The sequence below is a fragment of the Streptomyces sp. NPDC017095 genome, assembly GCF_044332325.1.
Taxonomy (GTDB): Bacteria; Actinomycetota; Actinomycetes; order Streptomycetales; family Streptomycetaceae; genus Streptomyces.
Genome location: NZ_JBIROU010000003.1, coordinates 103093 through 124373, shown reverse-complemented (window position 1 = coordinate 124373; position 21281 = coordinate 103093). Strand labels below are relative to the sequence as shown.

Genomic DNA, 21281 nt, shown 5'->3' with positions numbered 1-21281 from the left:
GTCCAAAAAGGCTGCTGCCGCGAAGAAGGCCGTGAAAAAGGTGGCGGCCGCGAAGAAGGCGGCCCCGGCCGTGGCTCCGGCCGAGCGCGCCGCCCCTGCGAAGAAGGCCGAGCGCGCCGCCCCCGCGAAGAAGGCGGCTGCCGCCAAGCGCGCCGCCCCGGCCGGGAAGGGCGGGTCCGCCGCCGGTAAGGGCGGGTCCGCCGCGGCCGTCGCGTCCGCCGGGCCGGCCGTCGAGAAGGCCGCGCCCGTCCGGAAGATCGCCGTCTCGCCGCCGGGCGGCGAGTCCCCCACCGCCCTCGTCCGCCGTGCCCGCCGCATCAACCGCGAACTGGCCGAGGTATACCCGTACGCCCACCCGGAGCTGGACTTCGACAGCCCCTTCCAGCTCCTGGTAGCCACCGTGCTGTCGGCCCAGACCACCGACCTGCGCGTCAACCAGACCACCCCGGCCCTCTTCGCCAGGTACCCCGCTCCCGAGGACCTCGCCGCCGCCAACCCGGAGGAGATCGAGGAGATCCTGCGCCCCTGCGGCTTCTTCCGGGCCAAGACCAGGTCGGTCATAGGGCTGTCCAAGGCGCTCGTCGAGAACTTCGGCGGCGAGGTGCCCGGCAGGCTGGAGGACCTGGTGACGCTGCCCGGCGTGGGGCGCAAGACCGCCTTCGTCGTCCTTGGGAACGCCTTCGGCCGGCCTGGAATCACCGTGGACACCCACTTCCAGCGGCTGGTCCGGCGCTGGCGGTGGACCGACGAGACCGACCCCGACAAGATCGAGGCCGCCGTCGGCGCGCTCTTCCCGAAGAGCGACTGGACCGACCTGTCCCACCACGTCATCTGGCACGGCCGCCGCATCTGCCACGCCCGCAAGCCCGCCTGCGGCGCGTGTCCCATCGCCCCGCTCTGCCCGGCCTACGGGGAGGGCGAGACCGACCCGGAGAAGGCCAGGAAGCTGCTGAAATACGAGAAGGGCGGTTTCCCGGGACAGCGGCTGCGGCCGCCGCAGGCCTACCTCGACGCGGGCGGCACACCGGCGCCGCCGCTGGGGGCCGCGTGACGGAACGATTTCGGGACCCCCGGGCGTTGGAGTCAGCGAAGCGACGGGGGTGGCGATGACGAGGACGAGCGACACGCAGGGCGGTCCGGTGGCGCTCAGCAAGGAGGGGCTGCCGGACTGGCTGGCGCCCGTCGTGCGCGCCGCCGAGACGGTGCAGCCGCTCCAGCTGAGCCGCTTCCTGCCGCCGGAGAACGGCTCGGGGCGGCAGTCGGCCGTGCTCATCCTGTTCGGCGAGGGGGAGCGCGGTCCGGAGCTGCTGCTCATGGAGCGCGCGGGCTCCCTGCGCTCGCACGCGGGCCAGCCGTCCTTCCCGGGCGGCGCGCTCGATCCGCAGGACGGCGACCCGCAGGGCGAGGGCCCGCTGCGGGCCGCGCTGCGCGAGGCGGAGGAGGAGACCGGGCTCGACCCGTCCGGGGTGCAGCTCTTCGGTGTGCTGCCCCGGCTGTACATCCCGGTCAGCGGCTTCGTCGTCACGCCCGTGCTGGGCTGGTGGCGCGAGCCCAGCCCGGTCGGCGTGGTCGACCCGAACGAGACCGCGCGGGTCTTCACGGTGCCCGTGGCGGATCTCACCGACCCCGCCCACCGCGCCACCGCCGTCCACCCCCGGGGCCACCGCGGTCCGGCATTCCTGGTCGAATCGGCCCTGGTGTGGGGTTTCACGGCCGGGGTGATCGACCGTCTGCTGCACTACGCGGGCTGGGAACGCCCCTGGGACCGTGAGAAGCAGGTCCCGCTCGACTGGCGCGCATGACAGGGTGATCCCCGAGCTGTGTTCCCCGGGGGTCGTCCCCCGGACCCCGGCCGAGCTGCTGGGAGCGGAGTGAGTAGGCGAGGCCTGAAGCAGTGAACGTGCTGGACATCCTGTTGCTCGTCGCGGCCGTGTGGTTCGCGGTGGTGGGCTACCGCCAGGGCTTCGTCGTCGGGATCCTGTCGGTGACCGGCTTCCTGGGCGGCGGCCTGGTCGCCGTGTACGCGCTGCCCGTCATCTGGGACGCGATGACCGGCAACGCGCGGGTCGGCACCACCGCCGCCGTCGTCGCCGTGGTGGTCGTCATCGTCTGCGCCTCGGTGGGTCAGGCCCTGACCACCCACCTCGGCAACAAGCTGCGCCGGCACATCACCCGGTCCCCGGCCCGCGCCCTGGACGCCACCGGCGGCGCGCTGGTCAACGTCGTCGCCATGCTCCTGGTGGCCTGGCTGATCGGCTCCGCCCTGGCCGGCACGACCCTGCCCACGCTCGGCAAGGAGGTCCGCGGCTCCAAGGTGCTGCTCGGCGTCTCCCGGGCGCTGCCCGCGCAGGCCGACACCTGGTTCGCGGACTTCTCCGCCGTGCTCGCGCAGAACGGCTTCCCGCAGGTCTTCAGCCCGTTCTCGGACGAGCCGATCAAGGACGTGGAGCCGCCCGACCCGGCCCTCGCCCGCAGCCCGGCCGCCTTCCGCGCCCAGCGCTCCATCGTCAAGGTCACCGGCACCGCCCAGAGCTGCGGCAAGGTCCTGGAGGGCACCGGCTTCGTCTTCGCCGACCGCCGGGTGATGACCAACGCGCACGTGGTCGGCGGGGTGGACGCGCCGCGCGTGCAGATAGGCGGTGAGGGCCGCAAGTACGACGCCCGGGTGGTGCTGTACGACTGGAAGCGTGACATCGCCGTACTCGACGTACCGGACCTGCGGACGTCCGCGCTGCGGTTCGCCGGGCCGGACGCGGCCGGCGGGGACGGCGCGATCGTCGCGGGCTTCCCGGAGAACGGCGCGTACGACGTGCGTGCCGCGCGCGTGCGCGGGCGCATCACGGCCAACGGACCGGACATCTACCACCGCGGCACGGTCCGCCGCGACGTCTACTCCCTGTACGCCACCGTCCGCCAGGGCAACTCCGGCGGCCCGCTGCTCACCCCGGACGGCAAGGTGTACGGCGTGGTGTTCGCCAAGTCCCTCGACGACGCGGACACCGGCTACGCCCTGACGGCGGACGAGATCGAGGCCGACATCGAGCGGGGACGCACGGCGAACGAGCAGGTGGGCACGGACAGCTGCGCCCTGTAGGACGACGGGGCGGTCAGGGCCGCGGGTGGCGCAGGCGCACCGAGACCCAGCGGGCCCGGCGGCGCAGGATGTGCGGGATCCCCACCCGAGGGTCGCCTTCCGCGAGTTGCGGGGTGCCTCGCTGAGGCGTGCTCAGGCCCGTGGCCGAGCGGCGGTTGCGGGGTGCGTCACTGTAGTCGTGCGTCCAGCCCATACCCGGACGTGTGCCCCCGCCCGAAGGTCCATAACCGCCTGGGCGCCCCCCAATTGGCCTATGCGGAAGGCATGTGGCCATTCGGGGGACAAGTGTTCAGGAACCGGATACCCCACGCACCCGAACCGTCACCAAACGGTCACCTGTCCGGCTCGGGGTCCTTCAGCCAGTTGATCAGCTCCGTGGAGAAGGCCACCGGGTCCTCCTCGTGCGGGAAGTGCCCGAGACCGTCGAACAGCCGCCAGCGGTACGGCGCTTCCACGTACTCGCCCGAACCGGCCGCGCTGCGGGCGCGGGTCACCGGGTCCAGCGAGCCGTGCAGATGCAGCGTCGGCACCCGTACGGGCCGCTTCATCCGGCGGTAGAACTGCACGCCGTCCGGACGGGCCAGGGAGCGCACCAGCCAGCGGTACGGCTCGACGGAGCAGTGCGCCGTGGAGGGGATGCACATGGCCCGCTGGTACGTCTCCACGGCCGCGTCCTCCGGCGGCCGCGGACCGGACCAGTCCCGGATCAGCTTCCCCACCAGCGCGCCCCCGTCCGCGGTCAGTTGGCGCTCGGGCACCCAGGGCCGCTGGAAGCCCCAGATGTGGGAGTTGGCGGCCGTCTGCCGGGCGTCCCGCAGCATCGCCGCGCGCCAGCGCCGCGGATGCGGCATGGACGCCACGGCGAGGCGCCGCACCAGCTTGGGTCGCATGGCCGCCGCCGTCCACGCCAGATAGCCGCCGAGGTCGTGGCCGACCAGCGCGGCGTCCGGCTCGCCGAGCGAGCGGATCACCCCGGTGACGTCCAGCGCCAGGTTCGCCGGGTCGTAGCCGCGGGGCGTGCGGTCGCTGCCGCCGACGCCCCGCAGGTCCATCGCCACCGCCCGGTAGCCCGCGCCGGCGAGCGCGGTCAGCTGGTGCCGCCAGGTCCACCAGAACTGCGGGAAGCCGTGCAGGAGCAGCACCAGGGGCCCGTCGCCCAGCTCCGCGATGTGGAAGCGGGCGCCGTTGGCGGCGACGTCCCGGTGGGTGACCTGGCTTCCGTCCGGGAGGCCGAGCCGGACGGAGGAGGAGGCGGCTGGGTCGGTCATGACGACGAGCGTGCCACAGCCTCGAGGGCGGCGGGAGCCGGTTCCCCGGGCAGTTCCGGGCGCGGGTGCGGCTTGGCGTTCTGCAGGACGCCCGCCGTCCGCTTCATCGAGGCGGCCGTCTTCTGCGGGCCCCGGCCCTGCTTGGCCTTCTTCGCGAACACCAGGCCGATGAGCCCGAGGAGGCCGGCGACCAGCACGTTGGCCGCGAAGGACAGCACGAAGCAGATCGCCAGGTTCCAGTGGCTCCAGGTGCGGATGCCGTAGGCCAGGGCGAAGTTGAGCATCGGCAGGGAGAACACCAGTACGGCGCCGGCCATCGAGAAGGCGCCGCCGCTGACCGCGCCGCGCTTCACGTCCTGCTTGAGCTGGGCCTTGGCCAGCGCGATCTCGTCGTGCACCAGCGCCGACAATTCGGTCGTCGCCGAGGCGAACAGCTGGCCGATGCTGCGTTCGGCGCCGACCGGGCTGCCGTCGGGTGCGCTCATCGCGTTCTCCCTCAGAGTCTCGTGCCGCGCAGGTGCTGCGCCGCCGGCCGTGGTGCTCGTACGGCCGTCCGGGCAGCCGCCGCGTGTGCGGCCGTCTTGTTTTGTACCGTCTCGTCAGATCATGCCGGACGGCCGCCCTCCTCGCCTGCCCCGCCCGGCACTTCCGCAAGCCCGTGGCGTGCCGCGGCCGCCCGCTCGGCGGCCAGCCGCCGGTGTTCGGCGGCCTTGCGCTCGTGGATATCGGCCATCCGCAGGTGGTAGGCCGGGTCGTCCTGCTCGTAGACGTCCGGAATGCCGTCGAGGTCCTCGTCGCGCTCCTCCTCCTCGCACAGCCTGCGGTACCGGTCGTTGCGCAGCTTCAGCAGCACGGTCGCGCACACCGCCGCGATCAGCGAGCCGGCCAGGACGGAGGCCTTCACCTCGTCGGTGAGCACGCTGTCGCCGGCGAAGGCCAGCTCACCGATGAGCAGCGAGACCGTGAAGCCGATCCCGGCGAGCGTGGCCATGGCGAAGACGTCGGCCCAGGCCAGTTCCTCGCTGAGCCGCGCGCGGGTGAAGCGGACGGTCATCCAGGTGCCGCCGAAGATGCCGATCGCCTTGCCGACGACCAAGCCGAGGACGACACCGAGTGTCTCGGGGTGGGTGAACACGTCCCCCAGCGCCCCGCCGGACAGCGACACACCGGCGCTGAACAGCGCGAACAGCGGCACGGCGAGTCCGGCCGACAGGGGCCGCACCAGATGCTCGATGCGCTCGCCCGGCGAGTGCCGCTCGCCCTCCCGGGTGGTGCAGCGCAGCATCAGGCCCATCGCCACACCGGCGATGGTGGCGTGCACGCCGCTGTTGTACATCAGCGCCCAGACGACGACGCCGAGCGGCACGTACACGTACCAGCCGCGCACGCCCTTGCGCAGCAGCAGCCAGAAGACGGCGAGGCCGGCGACGGCGCCGCCGAGCGCGGCGAAGTTCAGCCGGTCGGTGAAGAAGACCGCGATGATCAGGATCGCGAGGAGGTCGTCGACGACGGCGAGGGTGAGCAGGAAGGCGCGCAGGGCGCTGGGCAGGGAGGTGCCGATGACCGCGAGCACGGCGAGCGCGAAGGCGATGTCGGTGGCGGTGGGCACCGCCCAGCCCCCCAGGGAGCCGTGCCCGGCGAGATTGGTGAGCGTGTAGACGAGCGCGGGTACGGCCATGCCGCACAGCGCCGCCGCCACGGGCAGCACGGCGGCCTTCGGGTCGCGCAGGTCCCCGGCGACCAGCTCGCGCTTCAGCTCGATGCCGGCGACGAAGAAGAACACGGCGAGCAGTCCGTCGGCGGCCCAGTGGGCGACCGAGAGGTGCAGGCCGAGGGCGCCGGGGCCGAGCTCGAAATGGCCGACCGTCTCGTAGGCGTGACGCAGGCCGGGGATGTTCGCCCAGGTCAGTGCGGCCACGGCGGCGAGGAGTAGCAGGACACCGCCGACGGTCTCCGTGCGCAGCGCGTCCGCGACGTAGGTCCGCTCGGGCAGGGAGAGCCGGCCGAGGACCTTGCGGGCGGTGGTGCGGGTGTCGGGCGTGGTCACGGGAGACCTCCGAAAGGCAGGCGGAACTCACATGCCGACCAGACTTCCCGGCGCACCTGACGTGTCACGTCCTGCGACACTTTGCTTAGTTTACCTAAAGTGGCGCGGGCCGGGTGCGGTGCCTTCACCGAAGACGCCCGCGGGGCACCCGGCACGTCGCTCGCCGGGTGCCCCGCGGGCCGCCGTTCACTCCTGTCGCTCAGTCCTCGCCGGGCGCCGCCGGCAGCTTGGCCTGGATGAGGTCCATGACCGCGCTGTCGGTCAGGGTGGTCACGTCGCCGAGGGTGCGGTTCTCGGCGACGTCCCGCAGCAGACGGCGCATGATCTTGCCGGAGCGGGTCTTCGGCAGCTCCGCCACCGGCAGGATCCGCTGCGGCTTGGCGATCGGGCCGAGGGTGGCGCCGACGTGGTTGCGCAGCTCGCCGACGAGCGCGTCGTCCTCCGTGACCGTGCCCCTCAGGATGACGAAGGCGACGATGGCCTGGCCGGTGGTCTCGTCGGTGGCGCCCACGACGGCGGCCTCGGCGACCGACGGGTGCGAGACGAGCGCCGACTCCACCTCGGTGGTGGAGATGTTGTGCCCGGAGACGAGCATCACGTCGTCCACCCGGCCCAGCAGCCAGATGTCCCCGTCGTCGTCCTTCTTGGCCCCGTCGCCGGCGAAGTACCGGCCCTCGAAGCGCGACCAGTAGGTGTCGATGAACCGCTGGTCGTCGCCCCAGATGGTGCGCAGCATCGACGGCCACGGCTCGGTCAGCACCAGATAGCCGCCGCCGCCGTCGGGCACCTCGTTCGCCTCGTCGTCCACGACGGTCGCGCTGATGCCGGGCAGCGGGCGCTGGGCGGAACCGGGCTTGGCCTCGGTGACACCGGGCAGCGGCGAGATCATCATGGCGCCGGTCTCGGTCTGCCACCAGGTGTCCACGACGGGCGTCCGGTCGGCACCGATGTGCTTGCGGTACCAGACCCACGCCTCGGGGTTGATCGGCTCGCCCACCGAGCCGAGCACCCGCAGGGAGGACAGGTCGAACTTGGCGGGGATGTCGTCGCCCCACTTCATGAACGTCCGGATCGCGGTCGGGGCGGTGTAGAGGATCGTGACCTGGTACTTCTGCACGATCTCCCAGAACCGGCCCTGGTGCGGGGTGTCCGGCGTGCCCTCGTACATCACCTGCGTGGCGCCGTTGGCCAGCGGGCCGTACACGATGTACGAGTGGCCGGTCACCCAGCCGACGTCGGCCGTGCACCAGAACACGTCCGTCTCCGGCTTGAGGTCGAAGACCGCCCAGTGGGTGTAGGCCGTCTGGGTGAGGTAGCCGCCGGAGGTGTGCAGGATGCCCTTCGGCTTCCCCGTCGTACCGGAGGTGTAGAGGATGAACAGCGGGTGCTCCGCGTCGAACGCCTCCGGGGTGTGCTCGGCGGACTGCCGGCCCACCAGGTCGTGCCACCACACATCCCGGCCCTCGGTCCAGCCGACGTCCTGGCCGGTACGGCGCACCACCAGGACGTGCTCGACGTTGCCGGCCTTGGCCACCGCCTCGTCCACGGCCGGCTTCAGCGCGGACGGCTTGCCGCGCCGGTAGCCGCCGTCGGCGGTGATGACGACCTTGGCGTCCGCGTCCTGGATGCGGGTCGCGAGCGCGTCCGCCGAGAAACCGCCGAAGACGACCGAGTGCGCCGCGCCGATCCGGGCCGAGGCCAGCATCGCGATCGCGGTCTCCGGGATCATCGGCATGTAGATGGCGACCCGGTCGCCCTTGCGCACGCCCAGCTCCAGCAGGGCGTTGGCGGCCTTGGAGACCTCGTCCTTCAGCTCCGCGTAGGTGATCGCGCGGCTGTCGCCGGGCTCGCCCTCGAAGTGGATGGCGACGCGGTCCCCGTGACCGGCCTCCACATGGCGGTCCACGCAGTTGTAGGCGACGTTCAGCTCGCCGTCCTTGAACCACTTGGCGAACGGCGGGTTGGACCAGTCCAGCGTCTCGGTCGGTTCCTTGGCCCAGGTCAGCCGGCGGGCCTGCTCGGCCCAGAAGCCGAGCCTGTCAGCCTTGGCCTGCTCATACGCCTCCGCCGTGACGTTGGCGTGCGCGGCCAGGTCGGCGGGGGGCGCGAACCTGCGTTCTTCCTTCAGCAGGTTGGCCAGGCTCTCGTTGCTCACGACATCTCCCTTTCCAAGGGTGTCCGTTGTGTCCCAGGCCACAGCTCATCAGACGCGGGGGGCCGATGACAAGGGTCGACGGGGAAATTGGTTTAGACCTGTCGGTGCCGGGCGGCCGGCACCGGTCCGTGTGCCGCCTCACCTCCGCCGATACCGGCCGCGATGTCGCGCGTCTCAGGCGGGCCGCGCGGGCTGGGTGCCTGTTCGGCTGTGTGGTCCTGCGTGCTGGGCGGGCCGTGTGGGCTCGGCGGCCGTCGGGCCGTGACGTTCCGCGACCGGGGCGGGCCGCGTGGGCTGGGTGCCCGCGGGCGGCGCGGTGGTGTGCTTGGGCAGGTCGCTGTCCGGAGTCGGTTCCGCGTGTTGAGGCGGACTGCTGTCCGGGGTCGGTTTCACGTGTCGGGTCGGGCCGCTGGTCCGGGTCGGTTCCGTGTGCTGGGGCGGGTCGCCGGCGCGGGCCGGTTCCCGGCCGGCCGCCGGTCCGCCGGGGGTGGCGGGTGGCTCGGCGGCCGGGGAGCGGTGGTCGCGCCTCGGGGGCCGGGGGCGGCACCGGCCCCCGGCGGCGGGGGCCGGTCGGGCGGTCCGGATCCCCTCCCGCCGGCCCGCCAGCTCGGCCGTCCCTCCCCGCGCGGTGTGGGCGCCGCGCCAGTCCCGCAGCGACTCGTACGCCGCGTGGTCCATGAACGAGCCGTCCAACTCCACGACGGCGTGGGCGCCGTGCGGTACGAGGTGCAGGGCGCTGCTGAGCCGGGGCACCGCGAGGAAGGTCAACTGGCCGCGGACCCGGACGTGGTGGACTCCCTTCCTCTCTTCATGGGTGACGCGGGTGCGGGTGAGGCGGTGCAGGGCGAGGGCGACCGCCACGGCGATCCCGAGGAACACGCCCTGGAGGACGCCGAGGAAGACCACGCCGAGGGCGGTCGCGGCGTAGACCGGCACTTCGCGGTGGCGTGTCACCGTGCGGATGTGGTGCGGGGACACCATCTGGATGCCGACGGCCAGCACCAGGGCGGCGAGGGAGGCGAGCGGGATCTCCTCCAGGGCCGGGACCGCCAGCAGCGCGGCGCCTGCTATGAGAACGCCGTGCGTCATCGTGGAGTTCCGGCTGACCGCACCCGAGGTGACATTGGCGGTACTGCGCACCGCGACCCCCGCGACCGGCAGCCCGCCGAGAGCGCCCGAGACGATGTTGGCGGCGCCCTGGCCGCGCAGTTCACGGTCCAGGTCGGAGCGGCCGGTGCGGGGCCCGGGGTCCGGCCGGGCGGCGGTCAGCCGGTCCACGGCCACCGCGCCGAGCAGCGACTGCACGCTGCACACCAGGGTGGTGGTGAGCACGGCCGCGGCGATGCCGAGCGCCGGGCCCTCGGGCAGCCCGGCCAGGGCGTGGCTGTGCCAGGACGGCAGGTCGACCCGGGGCAGGTCCAGTCCGGCGAGCGCGGCGGTGCCGGCCGCCCCGGTGACGGCCACCAGGGCGGGCGGCACCCCGCGCAGCAGCCGTCCGACGCGGCCGGGCAGGCGCGGCCAGGCCACCAGCAGGACCAGGGTCAGCGCGCTCATCGCCACGGCGGCCGGGTGCGGGTCGGCCACCTGGGCGGGAAGCCGGCGCAGGTTGGCGAGGACGGAGCTGTCCGGGCTGCCGCCGAGGACGATGTGCAGCTGGGCTACGGCGATGGTGACGCCGATGCCGGCGAGCATGCCGTGCACCACGGCCGGGCTGACCGCGAGCGCGCCGCGCGCCACCCGCAGGCAGCCGAGGCCGAGTTGGGCGAGGCCGGCCAGCACGGTGATACCGCAGGTCGCCCGCCAGCCGTAACGGTGGATCAGGTCGGCGGTGACCAGGGTGAGTCCGGCCGCGGGCCCGCTGACCTGGAGCGGGCAGCCGCCCAGCCGGCCGGCGACGACCCCGCCGACCGCGGCGGCGACGAGACCGGCCTGCAGCGGGGCGCCGGTGGCCAGGGCGATGCCGAGGGAGAGCGGCAGGGCGATCAGGAAGACCGCGACGGCCGCGGACAGGTCGGCGCCCGCGACGGGGAGGCGGCGGCGCGCGGCCCCGTCCGCCTGGCCGTCCGGCGGGTGGGTGTCGTGGGGCGGGTGGGGGCGCTGGGCGGGGGGCGGTGCGCAGGCTGGCATGTCCCGTCTCCTCCGGGGCGGCGGGATGGAGTAACGCTCGGTAAAGGAAGCGTAATGCCACGTAAAGACAAAGCATAGTTTTCCGTGGCAAACAGCGCAGAAGATCGCGCGTCAGGGTGAACTAATCATTTGATCGGCTTGTCGTACTAATTCCTTCTCGCTCCCGTGCGACCTTGACGGCGCTGTCGGGACAAGCCCGGCACATCACCAGAAACGGCCCTCGTCAACGTGTGCCTGAGACAAGGAAGAAGGTGGGCGGAACATGGCCGCCACCCAGCAGAGGATCGCCGTCGGCGCCATGGTCGCCGCGGCCTGTGCCGCGTCGCTCACCGGTTGCGCGAGCGACCCCGTCCGCACGAAGGAAGGGGCGCCCGGCCCGGAGCGGGGCGCGCCGGCACCGGGCAGCGTGCTCCGGCCGATCGGTGACGGATCCACCGCGTACACCGGTTCCCAGCCGCATCTGCCCAGACCCGAGCGGCTGAGCCCCGGACAGAAGCCGCCGCAGTTCGTCGTGTTCTCCTGGGACGGCGCGGGCGAGGACAGCCAGAAGCTGTTCTCGCACTTCCGCCAGGTCGCCAAGGACAACAACGCGACCATGACGTACTTCCTCAGCGGTGTGTACCTGCTGCCGGAGGAGAAGCGCGACCTCTACAAGCCGCCGCAGCATCCGGCGGGCCGCTCCGACATCGGCTTCAACGACGAGCGGGGCATCGCCGACACCCTGGAGCAGGTACGGCTGGCCTGGCTGGAGGGCAATGAGATCGGCACCCACTTCAACGGCCACTTCTGCGGGCCCGACGGCGGGGTCGGCACCTGGTCGGTGGACGAGTGGAAGAGCGAGATCGCCCAGGCCAAACGGTTCGTGAAGTCCTGGCGGACCACCACCGGCATGCGGCAGGCCTCCGCCCTGCCCTTCGACTACGACAAGGAGCTGATCGGCGCCCGCACGCCCTGCCTGGAAGGGCAGAAGAACTTCGTCAAGGCCGCCCAGGACCTCGGCTTCCGCTACGACTCCAGCGGAGTCAACAACCAGGTCTGGCCCAAGAAGAAGGGCGGTCTGTGGGATCTGTCGATGCAGCTGGTGCCCTTCCCGGGCCACACCTACGAGCAGCTGACCATGGACTACAACTTCATGGTCAACCAGTCCGGCACCGAGACCCAGGGCGACCCCGACAAGTTCGACTACTGGGGCGACCAGATGCGCGACGGCCTCCTCAAGGGCTTCTACCGCGCCTACGACGGCAACCGCGCACCCCTGATCATCGGCAACCACTTCGAGTCCTGGAACGGCGGCACCTACATGCGCGCCGTGGAACAGGTGGTCAAGGAGGTGTGCGCCAAGCCCGACGTGCGCTGTGTCTCCTTCCGCCAACTGGCCGACTGGCTGGACGCCCAGGACCCGCAGACCCTGGCGAGGCTGCGCACCCTGGAGGTCGGTGAGGCGCCGCGGCAGGGCTGGGCGTCCCTCCTGGCCGGCCGCCCGGCCCCGGCGCCCAGGGGAGTGCCCGGGGCGCCGGCGGACAAGCGGTAGGCGTCAGGCGGGCGCTGCCACGCTCTCGCCGAGCACGAAACCGGGGTCGACCTGCGCCGCCAGGTCGGCCCCGGTGCGCTCGTTCCCCCAGGACTCGGCGTTCTTCAGGTGGAAGTGCACCATCTGGCGGGTGTAGCGCTCCCAGTCGCGCCGCTCGTAGGTGGCGTCCACGGCGGCCCGCAGGGTCTCCAGAGCCCCGGCGTTGGCCTCCTCCAGGAGATCGAACCGGGGCGGGCGGCCCTTCTCCATGGCGCGCACCCAGTCCGACCGCCCGACCGTCACCAGCAGGTCGTCCCCGACCTCCGCGCGCAGGAACTCGACGTCGTCCGGGTCCTGGATCTTGTTGCCGACGACCTTCAGGGCGACGCCGAAGTCGCGGGCGTACTCCTTGTACTGGCGGTAGACGGACACTCCCTTCCGGGTCGGCTCGGCGACGAGGAACGTCATGTCGAAGCGGGTGAACATGCCGGAGGCGAAGGAGTCCGAACCGGCCGTCATGTCGACCACGACGTACTCGTCGGCGCCGTCGACGAGGTGGTTCAGGAACAGCTCCACCGCTCCGGTCTTGGAGTGGTAGCAGGCGACCCCCAGGTCGGCGTCCGTGAAGGGGCCCGTGACCATCAGACGGACGGCACCGCCGTCGAGTTCCACCGGGCGCGCGCAGGCGTCGTAGACCGGGTTCGGCTCCCGCACCCGGACCAGCCGCGAGCCCTCGCCGGGCGGGGTCGTCTTGATCATCTCCGCGGCAGAGGCGATGCGCGGGTTGGTGCCGCGCAGGTACTCCTTGATCAGCGGCAGTTGTCCGCCCAGGGCGGGCAGCGCCGCCGCCTCCTCCTCGCCGAGGCCCAGGGCCGGGCCGAGGTGCTGGTTGATGTCCGCGTCGATGGCGACCACCGGGGCCCCGGCGGCCACGAGATGGCGGACGAAGAGGGAGGAGAGCGTCGTCTTGCCGCTGCCGCCCTTCCCGACGAAAGCAATTTTCATGTTCACCAAGCGTAGCGGTGTGTTAGCTGTGGGTGGCACCGGAACGTGAAGAAGACCACTCCTTCGTGGGGTGGGCCCGGAGGATGCGTACTGTCGTACCCATGAGTACGACAGGCGCGACCGCCGATGGCAGGGGTGACCCCCTCGCGGCCCTGGGCTCGCTGCCCGGTGTGGCCGAGTCCGTGGAGTCCGTGCGCAAGTCCGTGGACCGGGTCTACGGACACCGTGTCATGCGGCGCCGCAGCAACGAGATCACCGCCGAGGCGGCCCTGCGCGGCGCCCGCGGCTCGGCGGCGCTGTCCGGCGCGGACTGGGCCCTGGAGGAGGTGCGGCGGCGCACCGACTTCGGTACCGAGCCCGAGGCCCGGATCATGGGAGCGGCCCTGCGGCTCACGGCCGAGGCGGGACAGCTGCTGTCCATCTGGCGCCAGTCGCCCCTGCGGGTGCTGGCCCGGTTGCACCTGGTGGCCGCGGCGAGCGACGACGGCCGGGTCGGCAGGCCGCGCCTGGCCGGCGAGCCGGTGGACGAGCCGCTGGTCGAGCTGCCGCTGCCGGACGCCGGGGAGGTCTCGGGCCGGCTGGAGGGACTGGCGGACCTGATCATCGCCGGCACCTCGGCCCCCGCGCTGGTGACGGCCGCCGTGGTGCACGGGGAACTGCTCGCGCTGCGCCCCTTCGCCTCCCACAACGGCCTGGTCGCGCGCACGGCCGAACGGATCGTGCTGATCGGCAGCGGACTGGACCCGAAGGCGGTCTGCCCGGCCGAGGTCGGCTACGCCGAACTGGGCCGCGCCTCCTACCTGGCCGCCCTGGACGGGTACGTCTCCGGCACGCCCGAGGGCATGGCCGCCTGGATCGCCCACTGCGGCCGGGCGGTCGAGCTGGGCGTGCGCGAGTCGACGGCGGTGTGCGAGGCGCTGCAGCGCGGCGCGGCCTGAACCGGCATCCCGGACAAGGAATGCGGCGGTACGAGTTCTCGTACCGCCGCTGGCATGTTCACCCGGTGACCAAGCGTCCTCGATATTCGCCCATCAGGCCGGGGTGCTTTGCCCGTCCCTGGTGCGGCTGGCCCGTAATCGACGGGTCGACGTCGCGTGGGTGCCCGGTGTGCATGCGGGGGTCCGTGGGGCCAGGTGCGTAGTGACAGGGGATCCTCTCGGATGTCCTCTGGTCTCGCGGGCCTGACTTCTTTGTACCCCGAGTCGGGAGAAAGCGGTACCCCTGCCCGCACTTCTTTACTTTCCCCTTCGAACGGTGCGAAAAGGGCGCTGCTCGGCACGGCTCCGGAGCACCCGGCGGGGCCGGTCAGGCCGTACCGCGCCGTCGGCTGGCGTACCAGACGAGTCCGGCGGTCGCCGCCGCCGCGCCTATGGCCGCCGCCGCGACCAGCGCGGGGCGGGGCGGCACGGAGAACGCCGGCAGCCGCTTCTTGAGCGGCACCGGGCGGCGGAACTCCAGCACCGGCCAGCCGTTCGCCACGGCCTCACGGCGCAGCGCGCGGTCCGGGTTCACGGCGTGCGGGTGCCCCACGGCCCGCAGCATCGGCAGGTCGGTCGCAGAGTCGCTGTAGGCGTGGCAGCGGGCCAGGTCGTAGCCCTCGGACTCGGCCAGCTCCCTGATGGCCTCCGCCTTGGTCGGGCCGTAGGCGTAGTACTCCACCTCGCCGGTGAAACACCCGTCCTCGCCCACGACCATGCGCGTGGCCACCACCCGGTCCGCCCCGAGCAGTTCGCCGATCGGTTCGACCACCTCCGCGCCCGAGGTGGACACGATCACCACGTCCCGGCCGGCCGCGTGGTGCTCCTCGATGAGGGAGGCGGCCTCGTCGTAGATGATCGGGTCGATCAGGTCGTGCAGGGTCTCGGCGACGATCTCCCGCACCTGCTGGACGTTCCAGCCGCGGCACAGCGCGGAGAGATACTCCCGCATGCGTTCCATCTGGTCGTGGTCCAGACCGCCGGCCAGGAAGACGAACTGGGCATATGCGGTACGAAGGGCGGCCCTGCGGTTGATCAGCCCTCCTTGGTAGAAGGACTTGCTGAAGGTGAGCGTGCTCGACTTCGCAATGACCGTCTTGTCCAGGTCAAAGAAGGCCGCCGCGCGGGGCGAGGAGTGGTTTTCCACGCCCCTGAGCATAGGCGCCCACCATTCGGCGTAAGGTGGGGCGCGTGGGTTTGCCTGAGAAGGCTCTCGGGTACACCATGGAAGTCACGGATCGTTCGCGACCGTGCTAACCCGGCCCGACTCCTCCCCCCCCGAGTCGGCCGTGGGGACGACCCCCGCTCTCCCCCCCGGCGGGGGTCGTCGCATGTCCGGGTGGGTTTTCTCCCTCTCCTTCCTCCCGTACGCGGCCACCGGGCCGGCCTCGCGCCGTCCGGGCCGCAGCGCTCGCATGCCCATGATCTGTAACTGACGGTAATCATAGGGATGCTCGGAGAAGTCGCCGCGGGATCGGCGCCGGTCTCACCGGTATGGGTGACGGAGTTATTCACAGGGGCCGGGGTTGTCCACAGTTATCGACCAAGATCCCCATTATTTCGCGGAGCGCGGCACCGTGATTACAGCGCGCTCACGTCGCGGCGAGTTCATGGCCGGTTCCGATTGCCGGGAGCGCGTTTGGCCGGTTTCTGTCGGCGGCTCTTATGGAGGCCGCTTACCGGCTCTTCACATCTTGGGGAATCGCGTGGCCGCCGGGGCCGCGCGGCCCGCCCAGCGAAGGGGGAACACCCGTGACCGGAACCGTCACCCACGACCCGCCGCCCGGCCCCGCGGACCGTCCCGGACGGCCGCTCATCGTCACCGAGGACGCCCTGCTCCTGGACGATCTGCTGCGCCTGTGCGCGGCGGCGGGCGCCACGCCCGAGGTCCACCACGGTGTTCCGCAGGCCACAGACGGCTGGACGGCGGCCCCGCTCGTCCTCGTCGGCGACGACGCCGCCCGCCGGGTGAGCGGAGCCGCGCGCCGGCCCGGAGTGGTGCTGGTCGGCCGTGACCAGGACGACCCCGGAGTGTGGAAACGGGCCGTCCAGCTCGGCGCCGACCACGTCCTGATGCTCCCGGACGGCGAACCGTGGCTGGTCGACCGCATCGCCGACGTCGCCGAGGGCCTCGGCCGCCCGGCCCTCACCGTGGGCGTGATCGGCGGCCGGGGCGGGGCGGGGGCGTCCACGCTCGCCTGCGCGCTCGCCGTGACCTCCGCGCGCGAGGGGCTGCGCACCCTCCTGGTGGACGCCGACCCGCTCGGCGGCGGACTGGACGTGCTCCTCGGCGGCGAGGGCGCCGAAGGGCTGCGCTGGCCCGCCTTCGCCGCCTCCCGCGGCCGGGTCGGCGGCGGCGCCCTGGAGGAGTCGCTGCCCGAACTGCACTCGCTGCGCGTCCTGAGCTGGGACCGCGGGGACTGCGTCGCCGTGCCGCCGCCCGCCGTGCGCGCGGTGCTGGCCGCCGCCCGGCGGCGCGGCGGCACGGTCGTGGTCGACCTGCCCCGCCGGCTCGACGACGGGGTCGCCGAGGCCCTCGCCCAGCTCGACCTGGCCCTGCTCGTCGTCCCGGCCGAACTGCGGGCGGTCGCCGCCGCCGGCCGGGTCGCCTCCGCCGTCGGCATGGTCGTGCGTGACCTGCGGGTGGCGGTGCGCGGACCGTACGCGTCCGGCCTGGACGACCACGAGGTGGCCCGGTTGCTCGGCCTGCCGCTGGCCGGCCGGGTGCCCGTCGAACCGGCGCTGCTGCGGCCGCAGGGCGGCGCCAAGGCGCCCGGGGCGACGGGGCGCGGTCCGCTCGCCCGCTTCTGCGCCGGCTTCTGGGAGCGCGCGCTCGTCGAGGCGGGAGGCACCCGGTGACCCTGCCCGGACTCGGTCTGCCCGACGGCGCGGCCCTGCTCGACGGCGTCCGCCGCCGGCTCGCCGAGAGCGGCGCCGAACCCACTCCCGCGCGCGTGGCCCAGGCGCTGCGCGAACAGGGCCGGGTGCTCGGTGACGCCGAGGTCCTGGGCGCGGCCGAGCACCTGCGCTCCGAACTCGTCGGCACCGGCCCGCTGGAGCCGCTGCTCGCCGACCCGGACGTCACCGACGTGCTGGTTTCCGCCCCGGACCGGGTGTGGGTGGACCGCGGCAGCGGCCTGGAGCTGACCACGGTCACCTTCCCGGACGCGGCGGCCGTACGGCGGCTCGCGCAGCGGCTGGCCGCGGTGGCCGGACGCCGGCTGGACGACGCCCGGCCCTGGGCGGACGCCCGGCTGCCGGACGGTACGCGTTTCCACGCGGTGCTGCCTCCGGTCGCCGTGGGCTGCGCCTGCCTGGCCCTGCGGGTGGTGCGGCCCCGCGCCTTCACCGTCGAGGAACTGGTCGCGGCCGGCACGGTCCCGCCCGGCGGCGACCGGTTCCTCCGGGCCCTGCTCGCGGCCCGTCTGTCCTTCCTGATCAGCGGTGGGACCGGCAGTGGCAAGACGACCCTGCTCAGCGCCCTGCTGGGACTGTCCGGGCCGGGCGAGCGGATCGTGCTCGCCGAGGACGCGGCCGAGCTGCGGCCCGACCACCCGCACGTCGTCCGGCTGGAGACCCGGCCGGCCAACCAGGAGGGCGCCGGCCTGGTCACCCTGGAGGACCTCGTGCGGCAGGCGCTGCGCATGCGGCCGGACCGGCTGGTCGTCGGCGAGGTGCGCGGACCGGAGGTCGTCCATCTGCTCGCGGCTCTCAACACCGGCCACGAAGGCGGCTGTTGCACGGTCCACGCCAACGCCGCCGCGGATGTGCCGGCCCGGCTGGAGGCGCTGGCCACGGCCGCCGGACTGGACCGGGCCGCGCTGCACAGCCAACTGGCGGCGGCCCTGTCGGTGGTGGTGCACCTCGTACGGGACCGGTCCGGGCGGCGCCGGATCGACGAGGTGCACGTACTGGAGCGGGATGCCAGCGGGCTGGTGCGGACGGTCCCGGCGCTGCGCTCGGGCGAGCGGGGGTTCGCGCGGGAGCGGGGCTGGGAGCGGTTGCGGCGCCTGCTGGGACCTTCCGGGGAGGACGGGGGCGGATGAACTCCAGCGGTGTGCGGGCGAGAGGGCGAGCCGGTGAGGTGCGGAGCGATGAGAGAGGTGACGGGAGCGATGGGTGAGACGTCCATGGGGGCCGCGGTGCTCTGCCTCGGCGCGCTGGCGTGGCTGCTGGGCGGCCGGCCCCACGGGGCGCGGCGGGCCCGGCTGCTGCTGGCCGGCGGCGGCGTGGTGGCCACCGGGCCGCCCGCGTGGGAGCGGGCGCTCGCGCAACTGCGGCGCCGGCGCGACCGGGTGGGGGCCGAGTGGGCGGCGCTCGGGGCCGGGGTGGTGATCGCCCTGTGGGGCGCCTCGGTGCTTCCGGTCGTCGCGGGGGCGGCCGGGGTGCCGGTGCTGCGCCGGGTACGGCTGGCCCGGCAGGCCCGGCGCGTCCGGGAACGGCGGGCCGACGCGGTGATCGCCCTGTGCGGGACGCTCGCCGGGGAGGTCAGGGCGGGACGGCAGCCGGGAGCGGCGCTGCTGCGGGCCGCGGCGGACTCCGGCGGGCTCGGTGCCGCGCGGGCCGCCGTGGTGGCGGCGGCGCGGTTCGGCGGCGACGTGCCGGGCGCGCTCGCCGTGGCGGCACGGCGGCCGGGCGCCGAGGGGCTGCTCGGACTCGCCGCGTGCTGGCGGGTGGCCGTGGACCAGGGTGCGGGGCTGGCCGCCGGCCTGGACCGGCTGGACGGCGCCCTGCGCGCCGAGCGGGACCAGCGAGCCGATCTGCGGGCCCAGTTGGCGGGCGCCCGGGCCACCACGGTGCTGCTCGCCGCCCTGCCCGCCCTCGGACTGCTGTTCGGCACGGCCATGGACGCCGATCCGCTGCGCGTGCTGCTGCACAGCGGGGCCGGCCTCGGCTGCCTGGTGACCGGCGCGGTGTTGGAGGCGGCCGGGATGTGGTGGGCGACGCGGATCGTGCGGGGAGCGGAGGCGGTGTGAGCGGGGACATTGTCCACAGGCTGGGGACGGCCGGGGTCCTGCTGCTGGTCCTCGGCTGGGGTGTACGGCGGCTGGAGCTGGCCCGCCGGCGGCGCCGGGAGCGGCGCCGGGCGGCCGGTCTGCTGGGACGCGACGCGCACGGGGAAGCCCCGGGGAAGACGCGGTTCGCGGTCCCGGATGTCGTACGGCGGTGTCTGCCGCCGGCCGGCGCGGCGTGCGGTGTGTGGGTGCTGGCGGGCGGGGCGCTGGGGGTCGTGCTGGGGCTGGGCGCCGGCGCGGTGCTGTGGCGGTGGCGCGGCCGGCGGGAGACGGCGGCCGGGCGGCGGGAGGCGGCCGACACCGCGGGCGCGGCGCGTCAGCTCCCGCTCGCGGCCGACCTGCTGGCCGCCTGCATCGCCGCCGGCGCCGGTCCGGTGATCGCCGCCCACGCGGTGGGAGAGGCCCTCGGCGGGCCCGTCGGCCAGGCGCTGGCGCGGGGCGCGGCGGAGGTCCGGCTCGGCGGCGCACCAGTGGACGCCTGGCGGGGCCTGGCCGCGCTGCCCGGCGCCGGCGCCCTGGCACGGCTGCTGGAGCGGGCCGGTGAGTCCGGGCTGCCCGCGGCCGGCCCGGTCACCCGTCTGGCGGCGGACGCGCGCGCGGAGTGGACCCGCGCGGCCACGGCCCGGGCCCGCCGGGCGGCCGTACTGATCTCCGCGCCGGTCGGGCTGTGCTTCCTGCCCGCGTTCATCGCGGTCGGCGTGCTGCCCGTGGTGATCGGGCTGGCGAGCGGGGTGACGGGAGGGGGCTGAGACGGCGGGAGCGGAGGGACACGCGGGGACGGGCAGGCGCGCAGAACGCGTACGGACCGGCACAGGCACGTACGGACCAGAGCAGACAAAAACCGACGAGACCGACGAGACAGACGAGACAGACGAGAACCGACCTTACGGGGGTTGAGATGTTCGGAAGGATCAGGGAAGCGGTGGCCCGGGCGCGCGGGGCGTGCCGTGAGGACGCCGGGATGGTGACGTCCGAGTACGCGATGGGGATCATCGCGGCCGTCGGATTCGCGGTGGTGCTCTACCACGTCGTCACCAGCGGCCAGGTGCAGGCGGAGCTCCAGGAGATCGTGAAGAAGGCCCTCGGTGCGCGGATGTGAGCGGGGCGGGGACCGGGGGTTCGTGACCGCGGAGGCGGCCGTGGTGCTGTCCGTGCTGGTGGCGTTCACGATGGCGCTGGTCTGGGGGCTGCTCGTGGTGGCCGCACGGATCGAGTGCGTGGACGCGGCCCGCGCGGGCGCCCGGGCCGCCGCCCGGCAGGACCCGGCCGAGTCGGTGGTGACGCTGACCCGGCAGGCGGCGCCGCGCGGAGCCCGGGTGACCGTCACCCGCGAGGGCGACCGGGTCCGGGTGGCGGTGGTGGCCCGTCCGCCGATGCTGACGGGGCTGCCCTTCGAGGTGCGGGAGGAGGCGGTGGCACTCGCCGAGGACACCGTGGGGACGGGGGAGGCGGGACCGTGACGTACGGGACCGAACCGGCCGGCGGGCGGTGGCACGCCGAGAGCGGAGGAGGGTCTCCGGGCCGATGGTGGACGGGCCGGCGGTGGACGGGGCGGCGGTGGACGGGACGGTGGCGGGCCTGGGGAGGGCAGGTGGCGGTACCGGACGGTGCGAAGGGCCGTCCGGCGGGGCGGAGTCAGGAGTCGGACCGGGGGTCCGCGACCGTGTGGAGCCTGGGGGCGATCGCCGTGCTGTGCGCGGTGTTCGGCGCCGTGCTCGCGCTCGGGCACGCCGTCGTCGTACGGCACCGGGCGGCCGGCGGCGCGGACCTGGCGGCGCTCGCCGCGGCGGACCACTGGACGCAGGGCGGTACGGCGGCCTGCGACCGGGCCGGACGGCTGGCGGCGGCCCAGGGTGTGCGGCTGGTGCGGTGCGTGATCGTGGGCGACACCTCGGACGTGACGGCGGCGGCCGGGAGAGGCCCGTTCACGGTGGAGGTCAGGGCCAGAGCGGGACCGCCGGGGCCGGTGCCGCCCGGCGCGCCGGACGGGTCCGGGACCGGACCGCCCGGCCCGCCCGCGGTGTCCGACGGGTCCCGGCCACGCTGACCCACGCGCCCCCGGGACCCGCCGCGCCGGACGGGT

19 protein-coding genes and 1 pseudogene are annotated in these 21281 nt (G+C 73.8%); 12 read left to right on the top strand and 8 right to left on the bottom strand.

Features of this window, described 5'->3' with window-relative positions:
• Positions 1–31: 31 nt before the first annotated feature.
• From nth to ACH4OA_RS06665, 3 genes are all read left to right on the top strand, one after another.
• Positions 32–1051, top strand: coding sequence for an endonuclease III (gene nth, locus ACH4OA_RS06675; RefSeq protein ID WP_397967943.1), 1020 nt, complete (start codon positions 32–34; stop codon positions 1049–1051).
• A 55-nt stretch (positions 1052–1106) separates the two neighbouring features.
• On the top strand, positions 1107–1802 hold the full coding sequence (locus ACH4OA_RS06670; protein WP_397967940.1) for an NUDIX hydrolase: 696 nt from the start codon (positions 1107–1109) through the stop codon (positions 1800–1802).
• 92 nt (positions 1803–1894) lie between these two features.
• Positions 1895–3094, top strand: coding sequence for a MarP family serine protease (locus ACH4OA_RS06665; RefSeq protein ID WP_397967939.1), 1200 nt, complete (start codon positions 1895–1897; stop codon positions 3092–3094).
• A gap of 13 nt (positions 3095–3107) precedes the next feature.
• Here the strand turns inward: ACH4OA_RS06665 and ACH4OA_RS06660 are convergent, their stop codons facing one another.
• The 6 genes and pseudogenes from ACH4OA_RS06660 to ACH4OA_RS06635 all read right to left on the bottom strand — a co-directional run.
• Positions 3108–3287: a hypothetical protein gene (locus tag ACH4OA_RS06660; RefSeq protein ID WP_365873769.1), complete on the bottom strand. Its 180-nt coding sequence runs from the start codon at positions 3285–3287 to the stop codon at positions 3108–3110.
• Between the two features lie 139 nt (positions 3288–3426).
• Positions 3427–4362: an alpha/beta fold hydrolase gene (locus tag ACH4OA_RS06655; RefSeq protein WP_397947872.1), complete on the bottom strand. Its 936-nt coding sequence runs from the start codon at positions 4360–4362 to the stop codon at positions 3427–3429.
• Entirely contained in the window at positions 4359–4847 is a 489-nt protein-coding gene (locus tag ACH4OA_RS06650) for a phage holin family protein (protein ID WP_397943654.1), read from the bottom strand. The genes ACH4OA_RS06655 and ACH4OA_RS06650 overlap by 4 nt, the downstream gene beginning before the upstream one ends.
• A gap of 119 nt (positions 4848–4966) precedes the next feature.
• Positions 4967–6409, bottom strand: coding sequence for a Na+/H+ antiporter NhaA (gene nhaA, locus ACH4OA_RS06645; protein WP_397967937.1), 1443 nt, complete (start codon positions 6407–6409; stop codon positions 4967–4969).
• A gap of 199 nt (positions 6410–6608) precedes the next feature.
• Positions 6609–8564, bottom strand: a complete 1956-nt coding sequence (gene acs / locus ACH4OA_RS06640; protein WP_365873761.1) for an acetate--CoA ligase — start codon at positions 8562–8564, stop codon at positions 6609–6611.
• A gap of 450 nt (positions 8565–9014) precedes the next feature.
• Positions 9015–10691 (bottom strand): annotated as a pseudogene (locus ACH4OA_RS06635) (SulP family inorganic anion transporter); the annotation flags it as partial.
• Between the two features lie 262 nt (positions 10692–10953).
• On the opposite strand from ACH4OA_RS06635, the gene ACH4OA_RS06630 reads away from it, so the two are divergent.
• Entirely contained in the window at positions 10954–12222 is a 1269-nt protein-coding gene (locus ACH4OA_RS06630; protein WP_397967934.1) for a hypothetical protein, read from the top strand.
• A 3-nt stretch (positions 12223–12225) separates the two neighbouring features.
• On the opposite strand, the gene ACH4OA_RS06625 is transcribed toward ACH4OA_RS06630, so the two are convergent.
• On the bottom strand, positions 12226–13206 hold the full coding sequence (locus tag ACH4OA_RS06625; RefSeq protein ID WP_397943649.1) for an ATP-binding protein: 981 nt from the start codon (positions 13204–13206) through the stop codon (positions 12226–12228).
• Between the two features lie 101 nt (positions 13207–13307).
• Between ACH4OA_RS06625 and ACH4OA_RS06620 the strand changes: the two genes are divergently transcribed.
• Entirely contained in the window at positions 13308–14144 is an 837-nt protein-coding gene (locus tag ACH4OA_RS06620; protein ID WP_397947867.1) for an oxidoreductase, read from the top strand.
• A 367-nt stretch (positions 14145–14511) separates the two neighbouring features.
• On the opposite strand, the gene ACH4OA_RS06615 is transcribed toward ACH4OA_RS06620, so the two are convergent.
• Positions 14512–15342 carry an HAD-IB family hydrolase gene (locus tag ACH4OA_RS06615; RefSeq protein ID WP_365875606.1) on the bottom strand — a complete coding sequence of 277 codons (831 nt, stop codon included), beginning with the start codon at positions 15340–15342 and terminating at the stop codon, positions 14512–14514.
• A gap of 593 nt (positions 15343–15935) precedes the next feature.
• Here ACH4OA_RS06615 and ssd point away from each other — a divergent pair.
• The 7 genes from ssd (at position 15936) to ACH4OA_RS06580 (ending at position 21245) form a co-directional block, all read left to right on the top strand.
• The gene (gene ssd, locus ACH4OA_RS06610) at positions 15936–17042 is read left to right on the top strand and encodes a septum site-determining protein Ssd (protein WP_397967931.1); all 1107 of its coding nucleotides are present in this window, start codon (positions 15936–15938) and stop codon (positions 17040–17042) included.
• Positions 17039–18229 (top strand): TadA family conjugal transfer-associated ATPase, encoded by a 1191-nt coding sequence (locus tag ACH4OA_RS06605; RefSeq protein ID WP_397967928.1) that lies wholly within the window; start codon positions 17039–17041, stop codon positions 18227–18229. The genes ssd and ACH4OA_RS06605 overlap by 4 nt, the downstream gene beginning before the upstream one ends.
• A gap of 69 nt (positions 18230–18298) precedes the next feature.
• Entirely contained in the window at positions 18299–19159 is an 861-nt protein-coding gene (locus ACH4OA_RS06600) for a type II secretion system F family protein (RefSeq protein WP_397967926.1), read from the top strand.
• A complete protein-coding gene (locus ACH4OA_RS06595; RefSeq protein WP_397967924.1) occupies positions 19156–19947 on the top strand; it encodes a type II secretion system F family protein in 792 nt (263 codons plus the stop codon). The genes ACH4OA_RS06600 and ACH4OA_RS06595 overlap by 4 nt, the downstream gene beginning before the upstream one ends.
• A gap of 212 nt (positions 19948–20159) precedes the next feature.
• A complete protein-coding gene (locus ACH4OA_RS06590; RefSeq protein ID WP_397947861.1) occupies positions 20160–20297 on the top strand; it encodes a DUF4244 domain-containing protein in 138 nt (45 codons plus the stop codon).
• A gap of 22 nt (positions 20298–20319) precedes the next feature.
• A complete protein-coding gene (locus ACH4OA_RS06585) occupies positions 20320–20658 on the top strand; it encodes a TadE family type IV pilus minor pilin (protein WP_397947860.1) in 339 nt (112 codons plus the stop codon).
• A gap of 131 nt (positions 20659–20789) precedes the next feature.
• Positions 20790–21245, top strand: coding sequence for an Rv3654c family TadE-like protein (locus ACH4OA_RS06580; RefSeq protein ID WP_397943635.1), 456 nt, complete (start codon positions 20790–20792; stop codon positions 21243–21245).
• Positions 21246–21281 lie beyond the last annotated feature (36 nt).